Annotated in this window: 11 protein-coding genes; 8 read left to right on the forward strand and 3 right to left on the reverse strand. The window is 41.2% G+C overall.

Going from position 1 to position 12,493, the window contains the following annotated elements:
- Positions 1-6: 6 nt before the first annotated feature.
- On the forward strand, positions 7-1,662 hold the full coding sequence (locus tag CSQ79_RS02455) for an alpha-amylase family glycosyl hydrolase (protein WP_099699597.1): 1,656 nt from the start codon (positions 7-9) through the stop codon (positions 1,660-1,662).
- Between the two features lie 129 nt (positions 1,663-1,791).
- Here CSQ79_RS02455 and CSQ79_RS02460 read toward each other — a convergent pair whose 3' ends face one another.
- Complete coding sequence (locus CSQ79_RS02460; protein WP_099699598.1) at positions 1,792-3,702, reverse strand: ATP-binding protein; 1,911 nt, start codon at positions 3,700-3,702, stop codon at positions 1,792-1,794.
- 360 nt (positions 3,703-4,062) lie between these two features.
- Here CSQ79_RS02460 and CSQ79_RS02465 point away from each other — a divergent pair, with 360 nt between their 5' ends.
- From CSQ79_RS02465 to aroF, 6 genes are all read left to right on the forward strand, one after another.
- Positions 4,063-4,281 carry a hypothetical protein gene (locus tag CSQ79_RS02465; RefSeq protein WP_099699599.1) on the forward strand — a complete coding sequence of 73 codons (219 nt, stop codon included), beginning with the start codon at positions 4,063-4,065 and terminating at the stop codon, positions 4,279-4,281.
- Positions 4,282-4,638: 357 nt separating this feature from the next.
- The gene (locus CSQ79_RS02470) at positions 4,639-5,547 is read left to right on the forward strand and encodes a cyanophycinase (RefSeq protein WP_099699600.1); all 909 of its coding nucleotides are present in this window, start codon (positions 4,639-4,641) and stop codon (positions 5,545-5,547) included.
- 309 nt (positions 5,548-5,856) lie between these two features.
- A complete protein-coding gene (locus CSQ79_RS02475) occupies positions 5,857-7,521 on the forward strand; it encodes an alpha-amylase family glycosyl hydrolase (protein ID WP_099699601.1) in 1,665 nt (554 codons plus the stop codon).
- Positions 7,522-7,593: 72 nt separating this feature from the next.
- Positions 7,594-7,863: a 30S ribosomal protein S15 gene (gene rpsO, locus CSQ79_RS02480; protein ID WP_099699602.1), complete on the forward strand. Its 270-nt coding sequence runs from the start codon at positions 7,594-7,596 to the stop codon at positions 7,861-7,863.
- A gap of 15 nt (positions 7,864-7,878) precedes the next feature.
- Positions 7,879-8,355 (forward strand): PAM68 family protein, encoded by a 477-nt coding sequence (locus CSQ79_RS02485; protein ID WP_099699603.1) that lies wholly within the window; start codon positions 7,879-7,881, stop codon positions 8,353-8,355.
- 297 nt (positions 8,356-8,652) lie between these two features.
- Positions 8,653-9,714 carry a 3-deoxy-7-phosphoheptulonate synthase gene (gene aroF, locus CSQ79_RS02490; RefSeq protein WP_099699604.1) on the forward strand — a complete coding sequence of 354 codons (1,062 nt, stop codon included), beginning with the start codon at positions 8,653-8,655 and terminating at the stop codon, positions 9,712-9,714.
- 158 nt (positions 9,715-9,872) lie between these two features.
- Here the strand turns inward: aroF and CSQ79_RS02495 are convergent, their stop codons facing one another.
- Together CSQ79_RS02495 and CSQ79_RS02500 are read right to left on the reverse strand one after the other, a co-directional pair.
- Positions 9,873-10,784: a hypothetical protein gene (locus CSQ79_RS02495; RefSeq protein ID WP_099699605.1), complete on the reverse strand. Its 912-nt coding sequence runs from the start codon at positions 10,782-10,784 to the stop codon at positions 9,873-9,875.
- 80 nt (positions 10,785-10,864) lie between these two features.
- Positions 10,865-11,467, reverse strand: a complete 603-nt coding sequence (locus tag CSQ79_RS02500) for a DUF1517 domain-containing protein (protein ID WP_099699606.1) — start codon at positions 11,465-11,467, stop codon at positions 10,865-10,867.
- Positions 11,468-11,625: 158 nt separating this feature from the next.
- Here CSQ79_RS02500 and CSQ79_RS02505 point away from each other — a divergent pair, with 158 nt between their 5' ends.
- Positions 11,626-12,468: a prephenate/arogenate dehydrogenase gene (locus CSQ79_RS02505; RefSeq protein WP_099699607.1), complete on the forward strand. Its 843-nt coding sequence runs from the start codon at positions 11,626-11,628 to the stop codon at positions 12,466-12,468.
- Positions 12,469-12,493: the final 25 nt, after the last annotated feature.

Consider the following 12,493-nt stretch of genomic DNA (forward strand, 5'->3'; position numbering starts at 1 on the left):
ACTTCTATGGCAGCTCCGATTGAATTTGAATTGTTTGCTCCATACATCAAAGGAGCAGCCTTGATCGGGGATTTCTCAAATTGGGAAGATATCCCCATGCAAAAAGGTGAAGATGGTTATTTCCGCACGCAAGTAGAACTCGAAGACGGAGATTATCAATACAAATTCCGCGTTCAATCCAAATCATGGTTTTTTGAACCGGATCAATGGGTAGAAGTTGTCGATCCTTATGCTGTTGATATTGATAACCCTACTCAAAATGGAGTAGTGCGGATCAAAGATGGGGAACGTATCGTTGACACCTATGTTTGGCAACACGACGATAAGCCTTTACCAGCAGATCGTGAGTTGGTCATTTATGAATTACACGTAGGTGATTTTTCCGGCGGTGAAGACGATCCTTACGCCCGTGGCAAATACAAGCACGTAATTGAGAAACTTGACTATCTGTGTGAATTGGGCGTTAATGCAATTGAACTAATGCCCGTTAAAGAATATCCTGGAGATCATAGCTGGGGATACAACCCTCGACATTTTTTTGCTACAGAATCGAGTTATGGTCCAACTGAGGGATTGAAGCGTCTCATCGATGAATGTCATGGGCGAGGGATGCGCATCATCATGGATGGTATTTATAACCATTCAGAAGCGTCAGCACCATTAACACAAATCGATCACGATTACTGGTATCACCATGAACCCCGCGATCCTGATAACAACTGGGGACCAGAATTTAATTATGAGCATTATGACAAAAAGCTAGAAACATATCCAGCACGACGATTTATTGGAGATAATATCCGTTTCTGGATTCAGGAGTATCATACAGATGGTATTCGCTTCGATGCGGCACGACAAATTGCTAATTATGACTTTATGCATTGGATTGTGCAAGAAGCTAAAAATACAGCTAGTATGAAGCCATTTTATACAGTTGCTGAACATATTCCGGAAACACCTACCATCACTAATGCTGATGGACCTATGGATGGTTGCTGGCATGATAGCTTTTATCACTGTGTTTTAGAGCATATCTGCGGTGACACATTTGATTTAGATCGCCTCAAAGATGTAATTGACTGTAAGCGCCAAGGTTTCATGGGGACAGTTAACGTTGTCAATTACTTAACGAATCACGATCATAATCACCTAATGGTGGAGTTAGGCGATCGCGAAATTTTTGACGAAGAAGCATTCAAGCGGATCAAGCTAGGCGTTGCCATTTTAATGACAGCGATCGGTGTTCCACTGGTGTGGATGGGCGAAGAGTTCGGCGAATACAAGCCTAAAACTCCTGATTCTGCCAAAATTGATTGGACGTTACTGGGTAATGACCTCAATCGTGGTTTATTTGAGTATTACAAAGGGATGATTGCGCTACGTAAGCACAATCATGCACTTTATACTGAAAATATTGACTTCTTCCACGAAAATCCAGAAGCTAAAGTTCTCGCTTACACGCGCTGGAATGATGAAGGTTCCCGCGTTGTTGTCATAGCTAACTTCTCAGAAGACTTCCTCGGAGGTTATCATGTGTCTAATTTCCCTGCTGCTGGCAAGTGGCACGAGTGGACAGGTGACTATGATATCGAGTCTGGAGAAGATGGCTTGATGCTTGACATTGGAGGTTACGAAGCCAAAGTATTCGTCTGGCAACAGTGATGCGCTAGCCAAAATCATCAGTCATTCCTTAAGTGAGCTACACAAATGCAGCTCACTTTTGGTTTTACACAGATTATTAAAAGCTCTGAGCTATTTGCAATTAGCACTAAGCTAACAGCTCTTATTTTCTTACAAAATTGTGCCAATTTCTTTTAGATAAACTCGCGTAAACGGTTCTCCCGCGCCTAAGGTATAATCTTCAATCAAGCCCCGACGACGAATAGAAATGTTGTCTCTTTCTTTGACGACTATGGTTGAATCTTCAAAAACGTCTCGCGCCAATATCATTTCTGTTTCTGTTGGATCATTGAGCACAACCATATTGCTACCGTAGTAGAATATTCCTTCTTTTTCCAAAACTTCCTCGTTATACTCGGCAATTAGCAGATCGAGCCTAGGATTACGTAGTAAGTTTTGAATATTGTTGTTGTATTCTTTGTTCAAGACTTTTGGCGAACGATTAACAAAAACACCATCTTGACATACCGCCCCAATTGTCCAGTTAGGATGTTGCAAAAGAATGTGATCGATTGTTTCTTGCAATTCGCCTACAGAAACACGATTGAACGTGATAATTGGTATTCTAGCGTGATTGCCAGACTCAAAAAAGGTTTCGAGAATGTGTGATGGCACATCCACGCTTTCGCCAACAGCAGGATTAAGATGCATAAAAATACCTGGCGCTGCATTAATTTCAATGATGCCAAAATTGCCTGATTTCCAGGATTGAGAAAGGCTATGGGTGATGACATCAATGCCAAGGCAAGTTAAGCGAAAATGCTGAGCAATGTCTTGCGCCAAAATGATGTTGTCGTGATGAACATCGCGGGTTGCATCAATACTGAATCCGCCAGCAGAAAGATTAGCAACTTTACGCAGAGACACAGTACGCTCTTGCTCTAGTATGCTATCTAGCGATAAGCCTTGTTCTTCTAGATAAAGTTCCATAGCCTCATCGCACTGAATTTTACTCATTGCAGAGGTTGGCGTGTCTAGACGTGCTGGTTTACGATTTTCGCGCTCAATTAACTCAGCAACTGTAGATTCACCATCACCAATAACGGATGCGGGACGCCGTTCAGTTGCAGCAACAAACCTGCCGTTGACACACAGTAACCGAAAATCTGATCCTGAGATGCTTTTTTCTACAATGATCCGAATTGGTTGATCTTCTGGAATCGCATTGACTGCTCTATTGTAAGCAGATTTGAGTTCCTCAGAATTTTGCACATCTGCGGTGACACCGATTCCTTTATGTCCCACTACAGGTTTCACTGCAACTGGATAACCAATGTCTGCTGCTGCTGCCGTAGCTTCTTTGAGAGAAGTCACAAGATCGCCACCTGGAACAGGAAAACCAAGTGTCCCTAAAAAAGCCTTACAGTCATCTTTACGTGTTGTAAAGTCTGAATCGAGGTGACTATCACAATCAAAGGTTGTCGCTACACCGCGTACTTGTTTGCTACCATAGCCATATTGCATTAACCCTTCATCCCAAAGATAGAATGTGGGAATGCTCTTTTTATCAGCCGTACGTAGTAAAGCATAAACTGTAGGACCACCGTACACTGATTGGCGAAATTTGTTTTGAAGTATCCTAATTTGCTCTTCGTATACTATTTCGCGGTTTTGGGTAATTGCTTCAAACCAGTCCCAAACAAAATAAACAACTGCGCGGGCTGTTTTACCATGCAATGATTGTACCGCGATTCTGGCATACTCTGGATGGTACTGAATGCTCCAGTGCTCCAAATGCAAACCCATATCAAGTTTTCCTACTTCGGAAACTGTACGAGCAAATAGATGTGCATGAGATTGGTACTTTTCTGTGCGCAGTTGCGGGTAGCGATCGCCAATTACAGCAACATATTCTTCGATCGATAAGGGCTTTTCGTACTCTGTCAGTGCAATATCAAAGACAATCGCACCGGTTTCTAAATATTGATTGGGACCTTCGTAATGTTTAAGATTGAAGACATCAAAGACATCAGTTGCTCTAGCATTTACTCTCACGACATCTGTACTTGCGCTTTGTACCATTGAGTTTCTCCCAAGAACTATCATGTGGACGCCTAATTGCGTCTTACGTTACTGCTTAGTGATGACTATTAATAAGCCGAAGACTAGGATATACGCGATCGCTGTACCATTTGGTTTCGTGCGTAAGCTTCCTTGAATAGTGAACCTACACTCTGCCTTAATTCTTTGAGAAAGATTATCTTTAATGCAATTGTTTTGCAGCCATCTCAAGGTATAGTTTTGTATACTTTAGACTTCATAACTAAAAATTTATTCTCGTTAATCATTTTATTACTGAGATATATAACCTGCGAAAGGTACGCTCTGACTTCTTCTATGAGTAAATATAGAAATGATTAAAGAAGTTTAGGAGACAGCATTATGCACAATATGGAAGCTGCTCTTCGAGAAGAAATTCGGCAACTAGCAGAAGAAGCTTTTCATAGAAGACTTATCTCTGGATATGGCGATGGTCCAACCAAGAATGAGTACCAAATTGTCTTTAAAGGAAAACCAAGACATCTCCCTCTTAAGAGAGCACGTGCCTTTTTAGATAACTTAATTTTGAGAAGTCGTGTTAGAGAAGCTTCATCAGTGTAAATTATAAATAACAATGACTTTGCAATAAAAGCAATCTTCATAAATAAGGCTTAAAAGTAAAAGACCCCAGTGTAGGGTCTTTTTTGATTATGGTAGTAATTTATACATTGATTTTTACGCATACTAAACAGTAAGTTGAAAACTTCTGTATATAAATCTACCAAACGGGTAGTAGCACAGATAATATTATTGTGATTTATTTAGTATATAAGTAGGACTTATGTACATTTCCATCACCCTCTGTTTAAACTTTTGTAGCTATCAGAGGTAGGTCGGCAAAGAAGTAACAAAGGTTGAAACTTACAATTCCACCAATGGCACTTAAGTCCTAACCCTAAAAAATAACTTGGAGGGAATATGGCGCAGAGCCAAACTAAAGGTCAATTGGTTATTATCGGTGGAGCAGAAGATAAAGAAGGAGAATGCACTATCCTACGAGAATTTGTGCGTCGTGCAGGAGGAACCAAAGCACGGATTGTCATTATGACAGCAGCGACAGAATTACCAAGAGAAGTAGGAGAAAATTACATCAGAATCTTTGAACGCTTGGGTGCGGAGGATGTGCGTATAGTAGATACTGAATCACGCGATGATGCTAGTTCTTCAACAGCGTTAGAAGCTATTGATAAGGCAACTGGTGTATTTTTTACAGGAGGCGATCAATCCCGCATTACAGACATATTAAAAGATACAGAAATTGATACCAAAATTCACAAGCGTTTTCAAGCAGGACTTGTTGTTGGCGGAACCAGTGCTGGGGCGGCTGTCATGCCAGATGTCATGATTGTAGAAGGGGATTCAGAGACAAATCCTCGGATGGAAATTGTCGATCTTGGTCCTGGTATGGGTTTTCTGCCAGGAGTTGTCATCGACCAGCATTTTTCTCAACGGGGACGTTTGGGACGTTTAATTGCTGCTTTAGCACAGCAACCTGCTGTTTTGGGATTTGGTATTGATGAAAATACGGCTATGATTGTCAGTAATGACCAACTGGAAGTTGTGGGAGAAGGTTCCGTTACAGTTGTAGATGATTCAAATATTACTCACAGTAATGTAGATGAAATATTAAAAGACGAGGCTTTGGCAGTTTGTGGTGCTAAGTTACATATTTTGCCACATGGATACAAATTCGATCTCAAAACTAGAAAGCCCATTCTAGATAATATCTCCCCAGCTACTAATCAGTCACAAAATAATAGCTCAGATGCTAACCAAACAGTAGGACAATCTACTGAGGCACAATTACTAAAGCAATTAGCTACATAAGAGACATTTTATTAGATTAATTATTTAGTAAAATAACTTCATGAAGTAGTAAAAAGCTACTTCTTTTTTATGCTCTTCAAAAGCATATATATTTGTCATATGCTAAAAAACATTCACTAAATCACATAGAAAAATACATTTTAAAATTAATAAAAAACATCATTAAAAAATATTTATCCTATTTTTTATCACTTCTAGTAATGTATATGTTTACTTTAAAAAATAATCTCTAATGTAAAACAAAGAAAACGAGCAAAGCAATTATCTAATTTTTTCAAAATTAATTCGTAAAAAAAAGACCGAGCGTTTATGACCAATAAAATAGAATTCAAGCTTTTTGCACCTCGTAATAAACAAGCAGCATTAATGGGTTCCTTTTCTAGCTGGAACCAAATCTCCATGACAAAGAATGAGCAAGGTTTTTTTCAGACTGTTATTGAGTTGGAAGATGGCATTTATCAGTATAAATTTCGGGTTCAACAGCTAAACTCGAATTCTGAAGTAGAGCAGTGGGTAGATGTTATCGATCCTTATAGTACAAATGTGAATGAAGCAGAAGGCACAAGTGTATTACAAGTCAAGGATGGAAAGAAAATTATCGATGATTATGTCTGGCAGTACAATAATAAAACGCTACCTGAAAATCAAGAGATAGTGTTGTATGAGATACACGTTGCTGATTTTACAAGAGGAGATAATAACTCTGGTAGACAAGGAAAGTATAATGATATCATCACTAAATTAGATTATCTCAGTGACTTAGGAATTAACACTATTCAGTTAATGCCAGTAACTGAATTTACCGGAAGTTATAGTTGGGGTTACAAAGTACGGCATTTCTTCGCTACAGAATCAAGTTATGGTTCAACCACGGATTTAAAGCAATTAATTGATGAATGCCATGCCAGAGGTATTCGATTCATCATTGATGGCATTTATAACCATTCTGATGAAGAATGTCCTTTGCTATTGATTGATCGTGACTACTGGTATTATCATTCAGCCAAAAATCCTGACGATCCAGATAGCTATTGGGGACCTGAATTTAATTATGAGTATTGTGATGAAGAACTAGACATTAAACCTGCTTGGCAGTTTGTTGGTGATGTCGTACGTTTTTGGATTGAAGAATATCACATTGATGGTATTCGCTTTGATGCTTTGAAGCAGTTAGGCAATTATGACTTTCTTGATTGGATTGCACAACAGGCAAAACAAGTAGCTGGGGAAAAATCTTTTTACAACGTGGGAGAACATATCCCAGAAACACCAGAACTAACTGTTGATTCTGGATCAATGGATGGTTGCTGGCGTGAAAGTTTTCGGATTTTCGTTTTAGATTATGTAAGTGGGAAAACGTTTAATTTAGAGCAGCTTAAAGAAGTTCTTGATGCAAAACGCCAAGGATTTTCTTATGCAACAAATATTGTTCATTATTTAGCTAGTCACGATCGCAATCACTTGATGGTAGAACTCGCCGATCGCGGTATATTTGATGCTGCTGCATTCCAACGAGCAAAATTAGCTGTTGTTCTCCAAATGACCGCAGTCGGAATCCCAATGATTAGTATGGGGGAAGAATTTGGTCAAGATACACGCCAAACTCCAAATCAACCGAATCCGTTAAAATGGTCATTGCTAGAAAATGCAGCAAACCGTAATTTGTGGGTACATTACCAGAAATTAATTAACTTACGATATCAAAATTCTGCCTTACATACAGAAAATATTGAGTTTTTCTACGCAGATCCAGAAGCTAAGTTGCTAGCTTACCAACGTTGGAATGACTCAGGTTCTCGTGTTGTCGTTGTGGTGAATTTGGGCGATCGCCATCTGACAAACTACTGTGTGAAAAACTTACCGACTGATGGAGCTTGGCACGAGTGGATAAGTGATACAGTAGCTCAAGCTTCAGAAAATAACTTGTACGTAGATTTATTAGAGTACGAAGCTAAGGTGTTTGGATCTCAGTAGCAACCTTCACATCAAATCAAGCTGTGATAACATGAGAGATTGCTGCATTATATTTATTTAACCGAGTAAATCATGGCTTTGACGCAAGAGCGTAAACAAGAGCTAATCTCTAGCTACCAAGTTCACGAAACCGATACAGGCTCAGCGGCTGTTCAAATTGCGATGCTGACTGAGCGAATTAACCGTTTGAGCGAACATCTCAAAAGTAATAAGAAAGATCATTCTTCTCGGCGGGGATTGTTAAAAATAATTGGTCAGCGCAAGCGTCTGTTATCCTATTTGCAAACAGAAGATCGAGAACAATATCAAAATCTCATTGGTCGCCTCGGTATTCGTGGTTAGGGAGTAATTGAGTTCATGACACCTGAACCTGAAAATAAGCGTTTGCCCTTTGAACCTAGTAAAAAACGGCAAAAAACGGCAAAAACAAAAAAAGCTCCAGTTGTTAAAAGTAAAGAAGTAGAAACTAAGAACAAGCAAGAACCACAGGTAACTCGAGAACAAATGGCAGTACCGAAAGTGGTGAGCGATCGCATGGCGCGACGCATGGCAGCTTTTTGTGGCGTACCGACAGCATTAGGTATGACTACATTTATTGTCAGCTACTTAATTGTGAGCAACGGCTGGTTTAAATTGCCAACTGTAGCAGTTTTGCTAGTCAGCACGGGCTTTTTTGGTTTAGGTGTATTGGGTTTATCTTACGGCGTTATTTCTGCTTCCTGGGATGAGGAAACTGTCGGAAGCTTGCTAGGCTGGCAAGAATTCACCAGCAATTGGGGTCGGATATTGTCAGCTTGGCGCTCAAGGCGGCAAAAAAAGAGTTCTGAATTTTGATTTTTGTTAGCGTAGCGGTGCCTTAGCACGTTTTGAGTTAATTTTAGACAAAGTACTAGGTTTTGAGTTTTGAAGTATGAGTTATATCAAGTCTCTATAAATCGGGCATACCTTGCAAAGGGAAAATAAAGAATGACGAATTAGTATTAACCCTATTGATATAAGAGGTTGAATAATTTGTGATTCACTCAAAACTTAGACATTTATAACTCATAACTGACCTATCCGGAACGCTATATTTGAATTATGTAGGGTTTATTTATAGAGCAATAGCAATCAACTGAGCAAGGAATTAACATGATTGTAGTCATGAAAATCGGCTCTCCTGAAGTCGAGATTGCACGTATAAGCGAAGAACTTACTACGTGGGGTTTAACGCCAGAAAAAATTGTAGGCAAGCACAAAGTTGTGATCGGATTAGTGGGAGACACTGCAAGCCTAGACCCATTGCAGCTACAAGAAATTAGTCCTTGGATTGAACAAGTGTTGCGCGTAGAGCAGCCGTTTAAGCGAGTGAGTCGTGAATTCCGTCATGGCGAAGCTAGCGAGGTAGCAGTTGAAACCCCTAACGGTACAGTTTATTTTGGACAACATCATCCTGTAGTCGTCGTTGCTGGACCTTGCTCGGTAGAAAATGAAGCAATGATTGTCGAAACAGCACGGCGTGTTCAAGCTGCAGGAGCAACATTTCTACGCGGCGGGGCTTACAAACCAAGAACTTCGCCTTATGCGTTCCAAGGTCATGGTGAAAGTGCTTTAGAACTATTAGCAGCAGCACGCGAAGCAAGTGGATTAGGAATTATTACGGAAGTCATGGATGCGGCTGACTTGGACAAAATTGTTGAAGTTGCAGACGTCGTTCAAGTGGGTGCGCGGAATATGCAAAATTTCTCGCTGTTGAAAAAAGTAGGAGCGCAACCAAAGCCTGTACTCCTCAAGCGGGGAATGTCCGCAACAATTGAAGAATGGTTGATGGCGGCTGAATATATCTTAGCTGCGGGAAATCCTAATGTTATTTTATGCGAACGCGGAATTCGGACGTTTGATCGACAGTATGCACGCAATACGCTTGATTTAGCAGTTATTCCAGTATTGCGATCGCTCACGCATTTACCAATTATGATCGATCCCAGCCACGGTACAGGTAAAGCAGAATACGTTCCGGCAATGTCGCTAGCAGCAGTTGCAGCAGGTACTGATTCATTGATGATTGAAGTCCATCCTAATCCAGCAAAAGCTTTATCAGATGGACCACAATCTTTGACACCAGAACGTTTTGACAGCTTGATGCAAGAACTCAGCGTTATTGGTAAAGCTGTATCGCGTTGGCAAGAACCAGCGATCGCATTGTCACGTTAGACTTCATGTATGAATCACAGACGCCCTCTGACTAAAGTCGGGGCTACTCAAGCGAAGTGTGCCTCCGCACACTCTCAAGTTTAAGTTTTATTTAGGAAGTCCACGGAGGTGGACTTAATTTGTCTAGTAGCGAATTTGTTCGCACTCGCATTCTATCCCTAACGACGGCGTCCGCCACTACTGCGGAAACCACCGCTGCTGCGGCTGCGGCTTGAGCCAAACGAACGGCTGCTACCAAAACTTCCAGAAGAAGGACGTCGGTTGTAGTTAGAGTTACCAGAACGCAAATTACTTGCACCAAATCCTGAACCGCTAGGACGGTTAGTTGTGGTAGTGCGCGGAGCAGTCCGTCGCGTGGTTGTAGACGGTTGACTATAACTTGGTGTTCTGATGCGCCCTGTTGTGCGGAAATTAGACCGTCGGTTTCTTTCTGCAAGCGGTGCTGCATTATATCGCGATTGATAGCGGTCAACTGCTTGACCATAAGAGCTACCATAACCACCATAGCCTGTAATCACAGATGCTCCTGGTCGATACAATGGTGGTACGTAGTACTGCGGTCTAAATAATAAGCTACCAATGGCTTGACCAGCTAAAGCACCAGCAAACGGCGACCAAAAACCCGTCTCGCGACGAACAACTACAGTTTCTTGCTGTCCAGTTTGGGGATTTGTCTGAGTTTCTGCAACATTATGGACGTATTCGATTTTAAAGTCTTCCGTTAAGTACAGTACTGGTTGACCATTTTCTACTTGGAGATAGCTTTTTTGACCAGCTTTGATGTCTTCATCTGTTAGCCGCGCCATCTGCAAATTAGCTGTAGTAAAGGTTGGGGGTGTACCAGGAGGAGTATTGAGTAAAAATAAACTATACTCTCCTGTTGCATCATCGTAAGTAGCTTGCTGAACAGGGTATTGTCCATCACTCAGCCGAGTATTCGTCGTCACTGGAGAAGCAACATTTCTCACCTGTGAAGCATTAGATTCTGGTCTACCACCACAGGCGATCGTTGTCCAGCACAAAGTTATGGTTAAAAAAATCAGTGTAACTCGCCGCAAGATTGTCATCATATTTTCAAAAATCAGCTTATTTCGAGATTAACAAGATCTCAACTCTTCTGACATCTGGCTATTGTAGGGACTTCAATTGATTACAAAGGAACCAACTCAGGAAAATATTGCAGCAACTGGTCATTGGTCAACTCGTCACCAAATTGCGCCGGAGAAAAATGCACTTGAATTCCTCGCAGTTTTTCTTGATAATGCAAATTAATTAAAGCTTTTAACCCAGCTTTCAGGGCGGTAACATCAGCTAAATTTGTTTCTAATTCAGGAACTTCACCTTCAAAAGCCGCAGTCACCATGACAACAACATTACGAGTTGCTGGTAGCGATAATGGTTCATTTAAGTCAGCATCACCATCTAAGTCTACTTCACTTAAGTAACGCTGCGCTGAGTCAGTAAACAACTCGTTGAAGTAATCGCCAGCTTCACCTTCATCCCAAAAAACATCACCCTCATTAGCCGCAGAAAGCCAGTATTCATCGTATTGTAGTAAGCTTTGGCAAACTTCTACTAGTCCTTCTCCTAGAACTTCTAAATCGCCCTCTGTATCAATTGCCTCGCGTGCGGTACGATTTAATATTCCCAAGAGTGGTGCGACATCAGAACCCGCAAGATGGACAAAAATACGACAGACCACAAAGCGGGTGCGATTCGTCATCCGATTTAAGCGATCGCGCCATGCATTCATTTATCATATCCTCACGATTTACAAAAATGATTTAATGCCTACTAATATCAAATCTGGTTAATGACTTGCAATTAAAGTGGCTAGTAGCTAGTGACTAGTGACTCAATGGTAGTCTGGTTATTCAATTAGAGATGATATAAGTTAGCAAAGCATCCATTATGAATATTGGCATTGTTGGTCTTGGTTTAATTGGTGGTTCTTTAGGTTTAGATTTAAGATTGCAAGGATACCGTGTATTAGGCGTCAGTCGCCGAGAACAAACCTGCGAGCAAGCGATCGCCTGTGGTGCAGTTGATACCGCAAGTGTTGACTTGGCAACGCTTAAAGCTACTGATCTCATCATTATTTGCACGCACATCGCGGCAATTTTGCCTACAGTACAACAACTCATTCCCCATTTATCTCCTGCTACAGTTCTAACTGATGTCGGTTCAGTCAAAGTTCCTGTCGTGGAAGCAATCGCACCGTTGTGGGAAAATTTTGTTGGCGGACACCCAATGGCGGGGAAATCAGAAAGTGGTCTTGGCGCCGCACAAAAACAGTTATTTGTCAATAATCCATATGTGCTCACTCCCATTGCGTCAACACCAGCAAGCGCAGTGCAAATTGTCGAGGAAGTTGCGCGATCGCTCCAAGCAAAAATTTACCACTGTCGCCCAGAAGATCACGACCGTGCAGTCAGTTGGATTTCGCACTTACCAGTGATGGTGAGCACTAATTTAATTGCAGCGTGTATGAGTGAAAGTAACCCTGAAGTCTTAACTCTAGCGCAGAATTTAGCTAGTTCTGGATTTCGCGATACAAGCCGCGTCGGTGGTGGTAATTCAGAGTTGGGTGTGATGATGGCACGCTACAATCGTCAGGAATTACTGCGATCGCTACAGTACTATCGCCAACACTTAGATGATTTGATTGCGATCGTCGAGCAAGAAAACTGGGAAGCTTTAGAACAACAATTAAAGTCTACACATGCCGCCCGAACTCGCTTTCTCAAAGAGTGAGCTTGAGTTTAATGATAGGTTCACA

The organism is Gloeocapsopsis sp. IPPAS B-1203 (genome assembly GCF_002749975.1).
Taxonomy (GTDB): domain Bacteria; phylum Cyanobacteriota; class Cyanobacteriia; order Cyanobacteriales; family Chroococcidiopsidaceae; genus Gloeocapsopsis.

What these genes read in the sequence shown, in the direction of transcription:
- CSQ79_RS02455 (WP_099699597.1), top strand. Translation starts at nt 7, where the DNA reads ATGGCAGCTCCGATTGAATTTGAATTGTTTGCTCCATACATCAAAGGA.
- CSQ79_RS02460 (WP_099699598.1), bottom strand. Translation starts at nt 3,702, where the DNA reads ATGGTACAAAGCGCAAGTACAGATGTCGTGAGAGTAAATGCTAGAGCA.
- CSQ79_RS02465 (WP_099699599.1), top strand. Translation starts at nt 4,063, where the DNA reads ATGCACAATATGGAAGCTGCTCTTCGAGAAGAAATTCGGCAACTAGCA.
- CSQ79_RS02470 (WP_099699600.1), top strand. Translation starts at nt 4,639, where the DNA reads ATGGCGCAGAGCCAAACTAAAGGTCAATTGGTTATTATCGGTGGAGCA.
- CSQ79_RS02475 (WP_099699601.1), top strand. Translation starts at nt 5,857, where the DNA reads ATGACCAATAAAATAGAATTCAAGCTTTTTGCACCTCGTAATAAACAA.
- rpsO (WP_099699602.1), top strand. Translation starts at nt 7,594, where the DNA reads ATGGCTTTGACGCAAGAGCGTAAACAAGAGCTAATCTCTAGCTACCAA.
- CSQ79_RS02485 (WP_099699603.1), top strand. Translation starts at nt 7,879, where the DNA reads ATGACACCTGAACCTGAAAATAAGCGTTTGCCCTTTGAACCTAGTAAA.
- aroF (WP_099699604.1), top strand. Translation starts at nt 8,653, where the DNA reads ATGATTGTAGTCATGAAAATCGGCTCTCCTGAAGTCGAGATTGCACGT.
- CSQ79_RS02495 (WP_099699605.1), bottom strand. Translation starts at nt 10,784, where the DNA reads ATGATGACAATCTTGCGGCGAGTTACACTGATTTTTTTAACCATAACT.
- CSQ79_RS02500 (WP_099699606.1), bottom strand. Translation starts at nt 11,467, where the DNA reads ATGAATGCATGGCGCGATCGCTTAAATCGGATGACGAATCGCACCCGC.
- CSQ79_RS02505 (WP_099699607.1), top strand. Translation starts at nt 11,626, where the DNA reads ATGAATATTGGCATTGTTGGTCTTGGTTTAATTGGTGGTTCTTTAGGT.